Source organism: Microcoleus sp. AT9b-C3 (assembly GCF_036705485.1).
In the GTDB taxonomy this organism is placed as follows: domain Bacteria; phylum Cyanobacteriota; class Cyanobacteriia; order Cyanobacteriales; family Microcoleaceae; genus Microcoleus.
In genome coordinates this window covers 1-17,678 of record NZ_JAUBUR010000065.1, presented here as the reverse complement: position 1 = coordinate 17,678, position 17,678 = coordinate 1, and the positions used below count along the sequence as shown (strand labels likewise).

The window sequence follows — 17,678 nt, the reverse complement described above, 5'->3', positions numbered from 1 at the left end:
TGGCACATCTCTTGATGAAGTTATTCGTGCTTATTGTGCATAAAGAGTGTCTCATACTTATTTGAAATGACTATAATCTGAACTAGAGCTAATTTGTCAATGCCCAAAAGTTAGAAATTTAATTTCGCTCAAAGTTGGTAGTTTTTGATACTGATAGCAGTCTCAAAAAACAATGCAACTATCAGCCGGCGATCCAAACCCTGATAACCCTCAGTAGTCCGACTTCTAAAATCTAAAATCTAAAATCTAAAATCTAAAATTGTATGAGGTGCAGGGACGATCGCCCTTAACACTATTTCCTCACATATCAAGTTCAGCAATTAGCTGCTTCATTAAGCATGACTCTTAGTTACAACTAACCTAATTTGTCATACCCCAAAAGTTATAAATTTAATTTAAGTCAAAGTTTTTAGCTTTTGAGTAGAGGTGCACGGACGATCGCCTTTAACAGCATCTCCTTAAATATCAAGTTCAGCAACGAGATGCTTCATTAGAAAAATATTCGGCCGGCGTAAATGCTTCTAACACTCCTCTATTGCCCGCCGTGCAAGGATTTTTTTGTTCTTGGATGTGGACTGGTTGCCCGCTTTCCACTATCGACGGCTAGATACCAATTGCACCCGGCCGGCATCCATTTCATCCATTAATAACTCTAAAGCCTCATAATCAATATCCGAGATGTACCCCAAACGGGTAAGCTCGTAGTTGATTTCGTTTTCAATGTCAGGCGTCAACTGCTTAATGTAGAGGGCTTTTTCTACAAGTTGACGAATAGCATGAGTTGCTTGCATAGTAAGTCGGAGAACTCCGTACAGTTTAATTTTCCTCTGAAGTGTCGAGCAAATAGGTGATCTAGATCAGAACTAATAAGTGATTTAAATTACATTGTTCAGTTTTATCTAACAGCTAGGGCAAAGTCGATCGCAATTTTTAGAGTTACTAAGATTAACCTGCTGGCATTAATAAAAAATAGTATAGTAGCTTACGTTTCCTGCCCAAATCTTACACAAAATTTCATAAAAAAGAGTCAATAAATAAAGATTCAGTAAAATTACTGAAAAGAACTGGTCAGTTTGCCTGAGATTAAGTTAGGCTCAGAGTCATCAAGTAGGTTTAGGCTTACATCCGTCCAGCGCAGTAGTTGAAAATACGTAGCAATCATAGGTTTGACATATGCAGACACTTCTTGCCCATAAACCAATTACGGTGATTCGACCCCTAGACTACCTGAATGCAGCCACCTGCGGAGAATTCGGCGTACAACTAGCGACAGCAATTGCAGCCCCTGGAGTGGTAGCGGTACTCGTAGATTTGGGTGCAGTAACATTTATTGACAGTGCCGGTTTGATGGCATTGGTTTCGGGCCTGAAGCAGGCGAAAAAAATGGGGCGTAGGTTTAGTATTTGCTCGGTATCCCCCGGCATTAAGATGATTCTGGAACTCAGCCAACTCGATCAAGTGTTTGAGATATTTGAAAATGTCGATAGCTTTGAAGCAGAAAACTCCTGCGTAAAACAACACTGATAGAGCCTCCGGGGCGACGAGAACAGGTCACAAAACACAGCACATTCGGTTAAAAGCCCGAAAAGACAGACGACTGTCATTGGCGTGTTGGCAGATTTTAAGGTAGGCTGCTTAAGAGTCGCAAATATTTAGCGAGTCGAGCCGTGGCAGTAAAAGTCGAAGAATTACTTACAGCAGACATTAATCAGCCTGCTCGTTATCTGGGAAACGAATTGGGATCTACGCACAAGCCTTGGGACGGGGCGTTGGTGCGCTGGGTTCTCACTTACCCAGAAGTTTATGAAGTTGGTGCTTCCAATCTGGGGCACATCATCCTTTACAACATTTTGAACGCAGGGCCGAGACAGTTGTGCGATCGAGCTTATTTGCCCGCACCAGACTTGGCAGCAAAACTGCGATCGACCAAAACTCCGCTGTTTGCCGTAGAATCGAGGCGATCGCTCACAGAATTTGATATTCTGGGCTTCAGCCTCAGCTACGAACTCGGAGCCACAAACATTCTGGAAATGCTGGATTTAGCCGGCATTCCCCTAACTTGGCAAGAAAGAGCGAGTAATCGCCAAAACGGTCAAATGCCGCTGATTTTTGCTGGCGGGCAAACAGCAACTTCTAACCCCGAACCCTACGCTGACTTTTTTGACTTCATCGCTTTGGGTGATGGAGAAGAGTTGCTGCCAGAAATTGGCTTGATTTTGGCAGAAGGCAAAACAAATAATTTGAGCCGAGAAGCATTGCTGCTGGATTTAGCGCAAATTCCAGGCGTCTACGTCCCGCAATTCTACGATATGGCGGCCGACGGTTCTGTTCATCCCAACCGCCCCCAAGTTCCAGAACGAATTCTGCGCCGCGTGGCAACTCCCATACCAGCTTATTCGATCGGGCTGGTTCCCTACGTCCAGACAGTACACGACAGACTGACAGTAGAAATCCGCCGGGGATGCACCCGTGGCTGTCGCTTCTGTCAGCCGGGAATGCTGACTCGCCCCGCGCGCGATGTCGAACCGCAGCAAGTCGTAGAGGCGATCGAACAGGGGATGCAAGCCACCGGGCATAGCGAGTTTTCCCTGCTTTCCCTGAGTTGTTCCGACTATCTGGCACTCCCAGCAGTCGGGATGGAAATCAAAAATCGCCTGAAAGATAAAAATATCTCTCTGTCTCTACCCAGTCAGCGGGTTGACAGATTCGACGATAATATTGCCGACATTCTCGGCGGTACGCGACAAGGCGGTTTGACTTTTGCGCCGGAAGCTGGTACTCAGCGGATGCGCGACATCGTTAACAAAGGTTTGACCAACGAAGAATTGCTTCGGGGTGTCAAAACTGCGGTCGATCGCGGCTGGGATAAAATCAAGCTGTATTTTATGATCGGTTTGCCCGGAGAAACAGATTTTGATGTTCTCGGCATCGCCGAAACAGTCCGCTGGCTGCACAGGGAATGCAGGATCAATGGCAGGCGGGGACTGAATTTTAACTTGACAATTTCTAATTTTACGCCTAAGCCTCACACTCCTTTTCAGTGGCACTCGGTTTCTACTGCTGAGTTTTCCCGCAAGCAAAAACTCCTGAAGGAAGAGTTTCGGGGGATGCGCGGCGTCAAGGTGAATTACACTGATGTGCGGATTTCGGCAATGGAGGATTTTGTCGGACGGGGCGATAGACGTTTGGCTGCTGTAGTCCGCCGCGCCTGGGAACTTGGCGCGGGTATGGATGCGTGGTGGGAAAGCTTGGATCAGGCTTATAAAGCTTGGACTCAGGCGATAGATGAATCGGGCCTTACCTGGAAATACCGCCAAGTCGAAAGTGGCGAGTGGAATCTTTTTGAGAAGGAAGAGGAGAAGGAAGAAGGAAGAAGGAAGAAGGAAGAAGGAAGAAGGAAGAAGGAAGAAGGAAGAGAAATCAAGGAAGATTTTTCCAATTCTCCCCCTCTCCCCCTCTCCCCCTCCCCCTCTCTATCTCTCGATCAACCTTTGCCTTGGGATCATTTAGATACGGGGATCGACAAAAACTGGCTTAAAATTGACTTGCAAAAGGCTTTAGAAGCAGCGACGGTTCCCGACTGTTCCTTTGAAGGTTGTTCGCGCTGTGGGGTGTGTGGCACCGATTTCGGACACAATGTGGTTGTGGATGCGCTGCCAATTCCTGAGTTTGCTGGGGAGTTTGTCCCGAATACGGAGCGGCAACAGCGTGTGCGGGTTTGGTTCGGGAAGGTGGGCGATATGGCTTTGGTTGGTCATTTGGATTTGATTCGATTGTTCGATCGAGTAGTCCGCAGAGCCGATTTGCCGATTTCGTTTACCGGCGGGTTTCACCCGAACCCTCGGATTTCTCTGGCAAATGCTCTGCCTCTGGGCGTTACCAGCACAGGGGAAATTGCCGACTTTGAGCTCACGGAGTCGATCGATGTTGAGAGTTTTCGGGAAAAGTTGGTGGCTAAGCTGCCGGAAAATATTCCGATTTACAAGGTTGAGTCGATCGATCTCAAGGCTCCTTCTGCTAACCAGTTGTTAGAAGCAGCGGAGTACGTGATTACTGTCGCTGTAGGGGGTTCGCTGACAGAAAATGGCGAATTAGACCGGGAAAATGCTGCTCCTGTCTCCGTGGCTCGTGATGCCAATTGGGAAGCTTGGGTTAAGACGATCGCGGAAACCGAGGCTTTTTGGCGGATGCATACTACTAAGTCGGGAAAGACGCAGGATGTCAATTTACGCGAAAGGCTGCACAAACTAGAACTTGTAGAGCCGAAAGCAGACAGCAGCACCTCTGCCTCTGGTACTACATCCGAAGGTAGAGCCGTCTTGCGCTTTATCGGGAGTTGTCGCAGCGACGGCAACTTGCTAAAGCCAGAACATATTATTTTCATGCTCGAACAAGTCAGCCAGCAGGAAATTCAGCTTCTGCAGGTTGAGCGTAGTCAGCTAATCCTGGGTTATGGTTAAGATAGGGAAGCTGTGGTGGAATATTTCACCTTCGGCTCTCGATCGGGATGTGTCGTTTCACGCTATAATCGCTTGTTATGGAAGCCGCGGCGGCTCGAGCGCTTTAGTCGCTCGCCGCCCTCGTCAACCAGCAACGCGGGCTGGGTGCAAATTGCTTCTGTTCAAGACTTCAAGCCTTTTTGTTGTACATTCACGGGCTCAATCTAGCGCCAAACCTGCAGGAGCGGGGTCTGAACCAAATTTAGCGATTAATTTCGATCGACTGGTTGTCGGTGGTCGGCTTATTCAAAAATCTCATGGTTCAAACCGCAGAGCGGGTATTCAACAATAGATGTTTTTTACGGGTCAAAAAACGCAGATAAGCCCCCGACTTAAGTCGTGGAGAACCAAAAATTTTAGATTTTAGACTCTAGTTCAATCTCCAAGATTTATCTGTGGAGTAAATCTAAAATCTAAAACCTAAAATCTAAAATCGACTGACCCGTCAAAAAACCGAGATAAGCCCCCGACTTAATTCGTGAAGAACCAAAATTTTTAGATTTTAGACTCTAGTTCAATCTCCAAGATTTATCTGTGGAGTAAATCTAAAATCTAAAATCTAAAATCTAAAATCGACTGACCCGTCAAAAAACGGAAATAAGCCCCCGACTTAATTCAGGGAGAACCAAAATTTTAGATTTTACACTTTAGTTCAATCTCCAAGATTTATCTGTGGAGTAAATCTAAAATCTAAAATCTAAAATCTAAAATCGTAAGCCCCCGACTTAATTCGTGGAGAACCAAAATTTTAGATTTTAGACTAAATTTCAATCTCCCAGATTCATCTGTGGAGTAAATCTAAAATCTAAAATCTAAAATCTAAAATCGACTGACGAGGTTTTAGGGTTGGCAGGGGCGGAGGTTGCAGTCGAATGCCAAGGTGGGGTATGTTGAGTGCGATCGCACAAGAATTCAACAAAAGTCTAGGCGCTTTCACTCCTACCTACTTTCCCTCAAAACCAGCCCTCAACCACCACGCAAGCGGAGTTATCAGTTCGTAGTGTTAAGTTGTGCGTTAAGAAATTGGTACGGTGTCAATGAATTTATTCGCTGAGTTCAAAGGAAGAGTTGTAAGTGTTGAATTTTGAGTATTGAGTTCGCAATTCTCAACTCAAATCTCAATATTGCTAACTCGATAAAAGCCTCCTTATTTCTATCTCTCAGATTTATCTGCTGAGCATAACTCATAACTCTGTACGGGCGGGTTTAACTACTTTATCTGTAACAGTTAAAACTGAACAGCCAACAGTTAACAGTTAACAGTGAACGGTCAACAGTTAAATTTCCTTCCTCCCTGCACCAACTCACAGCTCATAACTCTTCAAGCTACTACTAATTACAGTCAAAGTCAGAGGCACTATGAGTGCGTAAGTGTCTCTAACTTGCTGCCAGTTTTTTGAGGAAATTGAATGACAAAGCAGATAGTTATAGCAGAGCAGCATCGCATTGCTGCCGTCTTTTCAGAAGATCAAATCCAAGAACTTGTGGTAGCCACAGGCAGCCATCAAGTCAGTGACATTTACTTGGGAATTGTTGAAAATGTACTCCCTGGGATAGATGCGGCGTTCGTCAATATTGGCGATCCAGAACGTAACGGGTTTATGCACGTCACAGACCTCGGCCCGCTGCGCCTTAAACGCTCGGCAGGAGCAATTACAGAACTCCTGACCCCCCAGCAGAAAGTGGTGGTACAGGTAATGAAAGAACCGACGGGCAGCAAAGGCCCCCGGCTAACAGGCAACATTACCCTGCCGGGCCGCTATTTGGTACTGATGCCCTACGGCAGGGGAGTCAATCTCTCGCGGCGGATCAAGTCGGAAGTCGAGCGCAACCGCCTCAGAGCCCTGGCTATTTTGGTGAAACCGGCCGGGATGGGGCTGCTGGTACGCACTGAAGCTGAAGGGATGACCGAAGAAGCGATCATGGAAGATTTGGAAGTCCTCCAAAAACAATGGGAAGCCGTTCAACTCGAAGGCGGTACCTCGCGGGCGCCGGCACTGCTCAACCGGGATGACGATTTTATTCAGCGGGTGCTGCGAGATATGTTCAGCGGTGACGTGAATCGGATTGTGGTGGACTCGCAAAATGGAATTAAGCGGGTGAAGCAGCAGTTGATGAGCTGGAACGGCGGTAAACTTCCTGCGGGAGTTTTGATCGACCACCACCGAGAGCGCGCCTCGATTTTAGAATTTTTCCGGGTTAACGCTGCGATTCGAGAAGCCCTCAGACCAAGGGTTGATTTGCCTTCGGGTGGTTATGTGATTATCGAGCCGACTGAGGCGCTGACGGTGATAGATGTCAACTCTGGCTCGTTTACTCGATCGGCGACGGCTCGGGAAACGGTACTCTGGACAAATTGCGAAGCAGCCACGGAAATTGCTAGACAACTGCGGTTACGCAATATTGCCGGGGTGATTATTGTTGACTTTATTGACATGGAATCCCGCCGCGATCAGTTGCAGGTGCTGGAACATTTCAATAAAGCTCTCAAAGCTGACAAAGCTCGGCCGCAAATCGCTCAACTGTCAGAATTGGGACTGGTAGAACTGACTCGCAAGCGCCAAGGTCAAAATATTTACGAGTTGTTCGGCCACAGTTGTCCTACTTGCAGCGGGTTGGGTCATCTGGTGCACTTGCCCGGGGAAGAAGACTTCGCCGCAGCCGTGCGGGAATCGAGCGATCGCACCGTTGCTACCTCAAACCGCGTTTTGTTGAATTTGCCCGAAGGATTGGAACGCCGCAGCTTGACGCCTGTGGCGGCTGCAACTCCTGCACCAGTGCGGGAAGAACGCCCCCCCGAACCTGCTCGGGCTGCTTGGGAACCTCAGAGCGATAGTGTGGATTTTGAGACCGGCAGCAACGCCTCGCCTTTGGACTTGCTCAACCATCCCAGCTATCAGGATTTGGGGAACGGAACCAGACGGCGCCGCCGCCGCCGAATTGGTGAAGAGCCTTTTGCCCTCCCGGTGGAGGAGGAACCGGTGCGCAGCAAGCTGCGGCTGCCAAATACTCCGAGCGCCCCTGTGGCGGATACGCGCTCTGAGTATCTGGCGCCCCCCGGCATCCGGGCCGCTTCCGAGGGCTTCGGGCTGGTGAATATGGCGACTGTTGGCAGGCGCGAGGATTTCGATCGCGTGCGTCCGGCTAAGTCTGAGTTGATGAAACCGATGGTGGAGCCTCCGGAGGTGATTTCGGTGGAAATGACGGCGGAGGAGCAGGATGTTTATGCTCTGATGGGGGTTTCTCCTTTGGTGCTTACTGATCGCAGCGTGAAAAATCCTAAGAATGCGATCGTTTCGGTGACTCTCCCCGGAGCGGCCCCGAACAAGCCGCCTTTCGAGCAGCTCGAATTTGAATTTGAAGCGACGACGCCTCCACAGAATGTTGAGGAACCGGATTATTATCCAGAAAGGTCGGTAGTTGAGCCTGCTTTTTCTGAGGATGATGATGAGGATGATGAGGCCCAAATTTATGGCGAGAGTTTGATCGACGAAACGGATGATTTTGATCGGATGGAGGAACCCAGCGATGTGAGGGACGAATCCTATGAGCCGATCGAATCCTATGAACCGATCGAATCCCATGAGCCGATCGAATCCCATGAGCCGATCGAACTCAATGAGCCGATAGAATCCCATGAGCCGATAGAAGCCAGCCAACCCAGCCAACCCAGCGAGCCCGAGGAGCCTGCTATCAACCGTCGCCGCCGCCGCCGCTCGTCAGCCGTTGTGGATGAGTGATATGAAGTCAGAGGGAAGAAGGAAGAAGTCAGAGGGAAGAGGGAAGAAGGAAGAAGTAGAAATTTTTACTCTCTTCCCATCTTTCCATCTTCCCCTTTCCCCCTCTCCCTCGAACGCTCTAGTAATTGCGGGCGTGGATGAAGTCGGACGAGGGGCTTTGTTCGGGCCGGTGGTGGCTGCTGCCTGCATTTTGCCCGACGAAGTTCTCGATGAATTAGCAAGTTGCGGGGTGCGCGACAGCAAGCAGTTGAGTGCCGCAGCCAGGAGTCGGTTAGCCGTAAAAATCCGGGCTGTGGCGGTTGACTGTCAAGTTGGTGCGGCTTCGGTGCGGGAGATCGATCGCCTCAATATTTTGCAGGCTTCTTTGTTGGCGATGAAGCGGGCTATTTTGAAGTTGAAGGTGACGCCGGATTTGTGTTTGGTTGATGGGAATCAAAGAATCCCCAATTTGGCGATCGAGCAAGAGACGATGATTAAGGGTGATGCGCGATCGATTCAGATTGCAGCAGCTAGTATTGTGGCGAAAGTTTGGCGCGATGAATTAATAGTACGTTTGGCTGTTAAGTATCCTGAATATGACTTGACAAATAACAAGGGATACGGTACTGCTAAACATAAATTGGCTTTGGAACGCTGCGGGCGATCGGCTTTTCACCGAGTGTCATTTAGTCCTTGTCGAAGATAGCTAGTTGTAGTCAATAATACAAGTTTGGTTAAAGTGAGATGTTGCACCATTCTCGCTTAACAGGTTTTTCGACCTCTTCCACAAAGAGTGAATTTTGTTGTGGGCCGTTGCTCCTAGCCCGCCCATAAAAGGGTAATTGATAATGGTGCAACATCTCAGGTTAAGTAGACATAATTCCACTCAAAAAAAGCGACTGTTCAAGAAGGTGCAGATTACCATATTTTACATAAAAATTAACATTCTCAAAATCACCCAAAATGTTAAAAATTGAAGGATACGAGATTCTCGATAGAATTTACGAAAGCCCAAATTCGACGGTTTATCGAGGCATTCGGGAACAGGACAATCAACCTGTTATCTTCAAAATGCTCGATCAAGATTATCCCGATCCTGCTGAACTTACCCGCTACAAGCAGGAATACGAAATTACTTGCAATCTCACAAATATCGAAGGATTTGTCAAAGTTTATAGCCTACAAGAGTATCAAAGAACTCTAGTCATTATCTTTGAAGATTTTGGTGGCACTTCTTTAAAAATTTTGAATGATAACCCTATAGAAACGCCAAATATTTCATCTTTACCACACTTCCTCCGCATCGCTATTCAAACAGCAGAGATTTTGGCTCGAATTCATGCTGCCCAAATTATCCACAAAGACATTAACCCCGCCAATATCCTGCTCAACCCAGAAACCGGGCAAGTCAAAATTATCGATTTTGGCATTGCTACTGTCTTCACCCGCGAAAATCCTACCCTAAAAAATCCCAATGTTTTAGAAGGTACATTACCCTATATTTCTCCAGAACAAACTGGAAGGATGAACCGTTCTCTTGATTATCGAACCGACTTTTACTCTTTGGGCGTTACATTCTACGAACTCCTCACCGGACAACTTCCATTTACCGCTGACGATGCTTTGGAGTTGGTACATTGCCACATCGCCAAACAACCAGTACCGCCGCATCAGGTTAATCCAGAAATTCCCCAAATTATTTCTGATATCGCACTCAAACTGATGGCTAAAACAGCAGAAGAACGATATCAAAGTGCCTGCGGAATTAAAGCTGATTTAGAAGAATGCTTGAACCAGTTACAGACAAATGGCAAAATTGCATCATTCGCCCTCGGTCGTCAAGATATTTGCGACAAGTTCCAAATTCCCCAGAAACTTTACGGACGCGAGGCAGAAGTTGCAGATTTACTAGCAGCCTTTTCTCGGATTAGCACAAACGAAAATAACCAGCAATCCCGTAAAGAATTAATGCTGGTTGCTGGTTATTCGGGCATCGGCAAGTCAGCACTGGTATCCGAAGTTTATAAACCAATAACTAAGGCGAGAGGCTATTTTATAGCTGGAAAATTTGACCAATTTCAGCGAAATATTCCTTACTCTGCTATTGTCAGTGCTTTTGCGGGATTAGTGCGACAACTGTTAACCGAAAGCGAAGAACAGCTTAATCAATGGCGAGAAAAATTATTAAATGCTTTTGGTGCTAACGGTCAAATTATTATTGATGTAATTCCCGAAGTTGAATTGATTGTAGGCCAACAGCCGGCATTGTCTGCATTAGGTGCCAATGAATCCCAAAATCGCTTTAATCTTATCTTCGGCAATTTCATTCGCGTATTTTGTTCAGAAAAGCATCCTTTAGTAATTTTTCTGGACGATTTGCAATGGGCCGATTCTGCCACCCTCAAATTAATCCAACTGATGATGGTGGATGCAGATACCCAATATCTATTTTTGATTGGAGCTTATCGAGACAACGAAGTCAATTCTACTCATCCCTTGATGCTGACTTTGGAAGATATCCGCTCTGAGGGAGCCACTGTTAACCAGATTACCCTAGTACCTTTAGCCCAACCACATATCAATGAATTGATTGCAGATACGTTGCAGTGTGAGCGTTATGCTGTCAGAGATTTAGCAGGATTAATTCTCAAAAAAACCAGTGGCAATCCTTTCTTTATTACGGAATTATTGAAAAACTTATATACTGAAAATCTCCTAAATTTCGATTTCAATGAACGCAGTTGGCAGTGGGATATTGTTCAGATTGAGGCGAGAGCAATTACTGACAATGTGGTAGAATTAATGGTGGGCAAACTCAATAAATTGCCGTCCACTACTCAACAGGTATTGCGTTTTGCAGCCTGTATAGGTGCAGAGTTTGACTTAAACACTCTATCAATTATTTGCGATCGCTCCCCCGCTGAAATTTTCTATGCTCTGAAAAAAGCCATTCATGCTGAGTTAATTTTTACTATCTCAGAATTAGATAGTCAACTTTTAATTCAACACTATAAGTTTGGACATGATCGCATCCAACAAGCAACTTATTCTTTGATTGACGAATCTGAAAAACAAGCCATTCATTTACAAATTGGTCGCCTGTTACTAAAGAACTGTTCGCCCGAAACACGCTCAAAAAAAATATTTGAAATTGTCGATCATCTCAATATCGGGGTAGGGTTAATCAGGGTCGTACAGCCCCTACTAACCCATCAACAAGAGCGAAACGAAATTGCCCAACTCAATTTGATAGCCGGCCAGAAAGCCAAAGCAGCGACGGCTTACAGTGCTGCGGTTGAATATTTGAATACAGGATTAAGCCTCTTAACCGAAGATAGTTGGCAAACGCAGTATGAATTAACCCTAAATCTCTATCAAGAAATGGTAGAGGCTAAATATTTAAATACTAACTTTGACAGGGCAGAAAAATTAGCTGACGTTATCTTGGAACGAGCAATAAATCAGCTAGACAGGGTAAAAGCTTACGAACTAAAAGTGCTAATTTATACCGCTCAAAATCAGCCCCTTAAAGCAATAGAAACTGGTTTAGAAGCATTGAAATTACTAGAAATTTCTCTCTCGACAGGGGAAGATAGTAACGTAGAGCTGCCAACACTGATGGACTTAGAAAGCGTCCCGGAAATGACTGACGCTGCTCAACTCGCAGCCATGCGAATTTTGATGTCTATTTGTCCGTCAGCTTTATTTGCGAAACCCGGAGTTTTAGTGTTAATTATTTTGACAATGGTTAACCTGACAATTCAAAAAGGTTATTCAGCTTTGGCTGCTTATGCTTATGCTGCGTATGCTGTTATCTGTTCTGGGAAAGGCAAAATAGAAACTGGATATCACGCCGGAGAATTGGCACTAAAGTTAGTAAATATATATCATGCTATAGAGCTAAAAGCCAAAATTTATAACTTATTTTGTTCTTTAGTTAGACACTGGAAAGCTCCCGCTAAAAGCAGTCTTTCTCTACTATTAGAGGGAAATAAAAGCGGACTTGAAACAGGAGATAATGAGTACGCAGGTTATTGTATAAAAGCTTATTGTGTCACCCTGTTTTTGACTGGAGAAGGACTAGAATGTGTTGCCTCAAAAATGCAGCAATCCTGCGAACAATTATGGAAGCTAAAACAGGAATATACTCTTTACCAGACTAATATCTGGCGGCAAGTTACTTTAAATCTTTTGGAAACAACAGCCACCCCATCTCGCTTGCTGGGCGAAAGCTTTAACGAGGAGGAAATAATTCCCCGTTTGCTAGCCACCAAGAACCGCACGCTGCTTAGTCTTGTTTACGTAGCCAAACTAAATCTCGCTTATTTATTCAAAAACTATGCCGATGCCGTGAAAAATGCGATCGCAGCCGCAGAATACATAGATTCTCTCATGGGATTTATGTATGTTGCTCTCCATAACTTCTACTATTCTCTTGCCCTGCTCGCTCAGTATTCTCCCGATCTCATGGAAAACTTGGAGGGAGTCGAATCAAACCAAAAGCAAATGAAGCAATGGGCAGAGCTTGCTCCGTTCAATTTCCAGCATAAATACGACTTAGTAGAAGCAGAAAAAGCGCGAGTATTAGGAGATAATTGGCAAGCAGCAAAACTTTACGAGCGATCGATTCAAGGAGCAAGAGACAACGGATATATTCAAGATGAAGCTTTAGCCTATGAGTTAGCAGCGGAATTTTATCTGGTAAGCGGTATGGAGGAGATTGCCCAAACCTATCTCAAAGGAGCGCACTACGGCTATACTCGCTGGCAAGCTAAGGCAAAAGTTGAGGATTTAGAAGTAAGATATCCACAATTACAGGCAAAATCTGGGGCGATTTTTGGTAACAACACAGGCCCTATCGTTCCCAATGCTCACACTACCACAGGAGCGAGTACAGCTTTAGATTTAGCGACAGTTATCAAAGCTTCCCAAGCCATTGCTGGTGAAATTGTGCTAGAGCAATTACTCCGAAAATTGATGACAATGATGATTGAGAATGCGGGCGCTCAGGTGGGATACTTGTTGTTAGAATCTCAGGGAAAACTACTAATTGAAGCATCCGGTGCAGTTGATTGCGACACCATCAATTTATTGCAGTCAATCCCATTTGAAAGCAGTAATTCACTGTCATTATCAGTGATTAATTATGTAAGTCGCACTCATAAAGATGTTGTTTTAAATGATGCTAGTGGTGAAGGTAAATTTACCAATGACACTTATATAAAGACCCATAAAACTAAATCACTTATCTGCGTTCCTCTGCTCAAACAAAATAAACTTATTTCAATAATTTACCTAGAAAATAACTTAGTAGCAGGTGCATTTACTCCCGACAGAGTATCGCTGTTAAAAGTCTTGTCCTCGCAAGCTGCCATCTCGCTCGAAAATGCCCAACTATATGCCAACTTAGAAGCAAAAGTAGAAGAACGCACTCAAGAATTATCACAAGCTTTAAGCCATCTCGAAGCTACTCAAGAAGGATTGATTCAATCAGAAAAAATGGCAGCTTTAGGACAACTTGTGGCCGGAGTTGCCCACGAAGTTAACACTCCCCTGGGCGCGATTCGCTCCTCGGCAGGAAATGTTTCTAAGTTCTTAAATCAAACTCTAGAACAGTTGCCCGCACTTTTTCAATCTCTTTCCCCAGAAGCAGCACATAATTTCTTGAGTTTACTTCAGCGCTCGCTCCAACAAGAAGCAAGCTTATCAACCAAAGAAGAACGCAAATTGAAGAGAGCTTTGAGAAGCCAACTGGAAGAATTAGAGATTTATAGTGCCGATACCGTAGCCGATCGCCTAGTGATTATGGGCGTTTATAATGAAATAGATGCCTTTGTCCCTTTGTTGCAAAGATCCGATAGTTTACATCTCTTGGAAATCGCTTACAAACTTTCCGAATTAAAAAGAGGCTTCGCTACTATCAACACAGCCACAGACAGAGCCTCAAAAGTAGTTTTTGCCTTAAAAACTTATGCCCGCTACGAACAGTCGGGCGAAAAAACAGCAGCCAGTATTACAGAAGGTATTGAAACAATCTTAACCCTGTATCAAAATCTACTCAAACAGGGAGTTAAGGTTATCAAAAACTATGCCGACATCCCGCCGATACCGTGCTATCCCGACGAGCTAAATCAAGTTTGGACGAATTTAATTCACAATGCTTTGCAAGCAATGGATTATCGAGGCACGCTAACAATTGAGTTAACGGCTCAGGATGCCCAGGCTAAAATGAGCATTACCGACAATGGCAAAGGGATACCAGAAGAGATAAAAGCGAAAATATTTGACCCGTTTTTTACTACTAAGCCTGCAGGAGAAGGCAGCGGATTAGGACTAGATATTGTCAAGAAGATTGTTAATAAACATCAGGGAAAAATTGAAGTGGAATCAATTCCTGGCAAAACTACATTTAATGTTTTCCTACCCATGAGCAGTCTATAAGCAGGTCAATGCGATCGCAAACGATATAAAGTAGTAAGTAGGTCGAATTTTACTTGGTTCCGCCTAAGCTGCAATCTACCCCATTGGGAGTATTTCCAAAGTTAAAGCGTTTTGAGGCTCATCAGTCCGATACAACAGGAAACCGATCTAAAACAGCAGTACGATGGGTTATGCTAAGCTAAGGTGCTACGCATATAAGTTTCTTGAATTTGGCGACTGGGGAGGGGGAGAGGATTTGGCGAGCCGTTTACTTGTAACATCTTAAGATAAGATGCGGCCTACTCATACACTTTACTACTTTGACTAAGCTGTCACGCATTTAAATTGTATATTCAGGGCGGGCGGGACACCCCACAAGACTTTGATTTTTTTTGATAGACAATTTAAAGGCCCAACAGCTTACTTTTGCTACTGATAACAATTAAGAAGGAGAAAAACATAGATATCTAAACCAGTTAGTTTATGCGTTGATGACGAGAAAATAGTGTTAGACAGTCTCAGGACGCAGCTAGCAGCAGCATTTGGGGATGCCTACATCTATGAAGGGGCTGAGGAGGGTGAGGAGGCTTTAGATGTAATTAATGACATCAACGATGAGGGAATTAGCTTTATTTTGATTATTTCTGATTGGTTAATGCCCGGTATCAGGGGAGATGAGTTGCTGATTCAAATTCACCAAAACTACCCCCATGTTCTGAAAATCATGCTGACAGGTCAAGCTAATGAATTAGCAATTGACCGAGCCAAAAAACAGGCTAACGTCCATTGGTGCTTATCTAAACCTTGGTGGGAAGCCGATTTGCTAGAAACTATTAAAATCTGGTTTATCTAAACTATGAGCCGACCGGTAATTATCTGTGTGGATGATGAGAGAACTGTACTCAGGAGCCTCAAAGCAGAACTGCAAGAGGCTGTTGGCAATGATTATACAATCGAAATTGCTGAAGGTGGAGAAGAGGCATTAGAGTTAATTGAAGAATTGCTAGAGGATGGGGAGGAAGTTCTTTTAATTATTTGCGACCACATTATGCCTGATATGAAGGGAGATGAGCTGTTAAAACAGGCTCATATAATTTTGCCTAAAAGTATAAAAATTATGCTGACAGGACAAGCAGATATTGGGGCGATCGCCAATGCTATCAACTCGGCAAACTTATATCGTTATATTACCAAACCTTGGCAAGCTGAAGACTTGAAATTGACGGTTAGAGAAGCGCTAAATAGTTATATTCAAGATAAACAACTCACACAACAAAATGCTCAACTTCAGCAAATAAATCAGGAGTTGGCCGAGTTAAACAGCCAGCAAACCGTACTCATTGCTAAACTACACGAAAATGAAAATCGGTTGACACAGTTTTTGGAAGCCATGCCGATTGGTGTGGGTGTGCTGGATGCGGACGGCCAACCTTACTACATCAATCGGAAAGCAAAAGAGATATTTGGTAAAGGAGTTGTGCCGGATACCAGTTCCCAGCAATTGTCAGAGGTTTATCAACTCTATCAAGCAGGCACAAATCAAAAGTATCCTACGGAAAATTTGCCCAGCGTACGCGCGTTGAAGGGGGAAAGTGCTACGGCTGACGATGCAGAAGTTCATCAAGGCGACAAGATTATTCCCCTAGAAATATTCGCTACTCCCATCTACGATCAACAAGGAAATATTGTTTATGCTATCAACACTCTTCAAGATATCACGGAACGCAAAGAAGCTGAGGCCGAGCGCAAAAAGTTTATTGAGGAGCTCTTTGAGGTCAATTGCAATTTGGAACTTTCACTGGATGCAGAATTAGAAATTGCGGAGGCGACAAGTCGCTTTGTACCCAAGGAGTTTTTAGCTTTTTTGGGATGTGACAGTATTGTTGATATTAAATTGGGAGAAGCGGTGGAGTTGGAAATGTCGGTTTTGTTTTCTGACATCCGCAATTTCACTACTCTCTCGGAACAAATGACACCGCCAGAAAATTTCAAATTTATAAATTCTTATCTGAGTCGAATGGAACCGCTGATTGTGGAAAATAAAGGGTTTATTGATAAATATATTGGTGATGCCATTATGGCTTTGTTTAGCGAGGGGGCGGATGATGCTTTGAAAGCGGGAATTGCGATGCTGCATACTCTTGCTGAATACAATCGAGAGCGCGCTTCTCTGGGTTATGTGCCAGTTGAGATTGGGGTGGGAATCAATACTGGTTCTTTGATTCTGGGTATAGTGGGCGGAAAAAGCCGGATGGACGGTACTGTGATTAGCGATGCGGTTAATTTGGCTTCTCGCATTGAAAGTTTGACGAAAAATTATGGAGTGTCGCTGTTAATTACTCAGCAGACATTGGATCGCTTGAGGAATCCGGGTGATTATGCAATTCGGGTAGTTGATAAAGTTCAGGTTAAGGGTAAGTCTGAATGGGTGACGGTTTATGAAGTTTTTGAGGCAGATTTGCCGGAAGTTAAAGCGGGGAAGTTAGGGACTATGGAACTATTTACTGAGGCTTTGTCTTTGTACAATATGAAGAGTTTTAGGGAAGCTTCGGCACTTTTTGCGGATTGTTTGCGGCAAAATCCGGGGGATAAGGTGGCTCGAATTTATTGGGAAATGTGTAATTAAGGAAGAAGGAAGTTGGGCAACGGATTCGCTTTCTTCGGATGGAAGAAGGAAGTTCGGCAACGAGCAATGTACGGGATGTAACGGATGTAACGGATGTCAGTCCTATGGAAGAAGGAAGTTCGGCAACGAGCAATGTACGGGATGTAACGGATGTCAGTCCGAAGGAAGAAGGAAGTTCGGCAACGAGCAATGTACGGGATGTAACGGATGTCAGTCCGAAGGAAGAAGGAAGAAGGAAGAAAAGCTAGGGTTTTAGGGATACATAACTTACGCAAAATTTGTATATGTAGGACTCCATGCACACCGCACCTTACTGCTTTAGTCCGATCGAGTTTTATGAGGACTTTAGTCCAATGGCACTGAAAAAGGCTTAATCACGTTCGCAGTTTAGCTTTCAAGACAGAGCGAGGTTCC

General features: G+C 44.9%; 10 protein-coding genes. 9 read left to right on the top strand and 1 reads right to left on the bottom strand.

What is annotated here, in order from left to right; translation table 11 throughout:
• Nucleotides 1–593 precede the first annotated feature (593 nt).
• A complete protein-coding gene (locus QUB77_RS30235) occupies nt 594–791 on the bottom strand; it encodes a hypothetical protein (protein WP_015176637.1) in 198 nt (65 codons plus the stop codon).
• A 382-nt stretch (nt 792–1,173) separates the two neighbouring features.
• On the opposite strand from QUB77_RS30235, the gene QUB77_RS30230 reads away from it, so the two are divergent.
• The 9 genes from QUB77_RS30230 (at nt 1,174) to QUB77_RS30190 (ending at nt 17,512) form a co-directional block, all read left to right on the top strand.
• Complete coding sequence (locus QUB77_RS30230; RefSeq protein WP_333180682.1) at nt 1,174–1,524, top strand: STAS domain-containing protein; 351 nt, start codon at nt 1,174–1,176, stop codon at nt 1,522–1,524.
• 143 nt (nt 1,525–1,667) lie between these two features.
• The gene (locus tag QUB77_RS30225) at nt 1,668–4,460 is read left to right on the top strand and encodes a TIGR03960 family B12-binding radical SAM protein (RefSeq protein ID WP_333180681.1); all 2,793 of its coding nucleotides are present in this window, start codon (nt 1,668–1,670) and stop codon (nt 4,458–4,460) included.
• 911 nt (nt 4,461–5,371) lie between these two features.
• Nucleotides 5,372–5,500, top strand: a complete 129-nt coding sequence (locus tag QUB77_RS30220; RefSeq protein ID WP_333180680.1) for a hypothetical protein — start codon at nt 5,372–5,374, stop codon at nt 5,498–5,500.
• Between the two features lie 408 nt (nt 5,501–5,908).
• Nucleotides 5,909–8,239 carry an Rne/Rng family ribonuclease gene (locus tag QUB77_RS30215; protein ID WP_333180679.1) on the top strand — a complete coding sequence of 777 codons (2,331 nt, stop codon included), beginning with the start codon at nt 5,909–5,911 and terminating at the stop codon, nt 8,237–8,239.
• A 1-nt stretch (nt 8,240) separates the two neighbouring features.
• Nucleotides 8,241–8,924, top strand: a complete 684-nt coding sequence (locus QUB77_RS30210) for a ribonuclease HII (RefSeq protein ID WP_333323684.1) — start codon at nt 8,241–8,243, stop codon at nt 8,922–8,924.
• Between the two features lie 257 nt (nt 8,925–9,181).
• Entirely contained in the window at nt 9,182–14,659 is a 5,478-nt protein-coding gene (locus QUB77_RS30205; RefSeq protein WP_333180678.1) for an AAA family ATPase, read from the top strand.
• 484 nt (nt 14,660–15,143) lie between these two features.
• The gene (locus QUB77_RS30200; protein ID WP_333180677.1) at nt 15,144–15,491 is read left to right on the top strand and encodes a response regulator; all 348 of its coding nucleotides are present in this window, start codon (nt 15,144–15,146) and stop codon (nt 15,489–15,491) included.
• Between the two features lie 3 nt (nt 15,492–15,494).
• Complete coding sequence (locus QUB77_RS30195) at nt 15,495–17,264, top strand: adenylate/guanylate cyclase domain-containing protein (RefSeq protein WP_333180676.1); 1,770 nt, start codon at nt 15,495–15,497, stop codon at nt 17,262–17,264.
• A gap of 38 nt (nt 17,265–17,302) precedes the next feature.
• The gene (locus QUB77_RS30190; RefSeq protein ID WP_333180675.1) at nt 17,303–17,512 is read left to right on the top strand and encodes a hypothetical protein; all 210 of its coding nucleotides are present in this window, start codon (nt 17,303–17,305) and stop codon (nt 17,510–17,512) included.
• Nucleotides 17,513–17,678 lie beyond the last annotated feature (166 nt).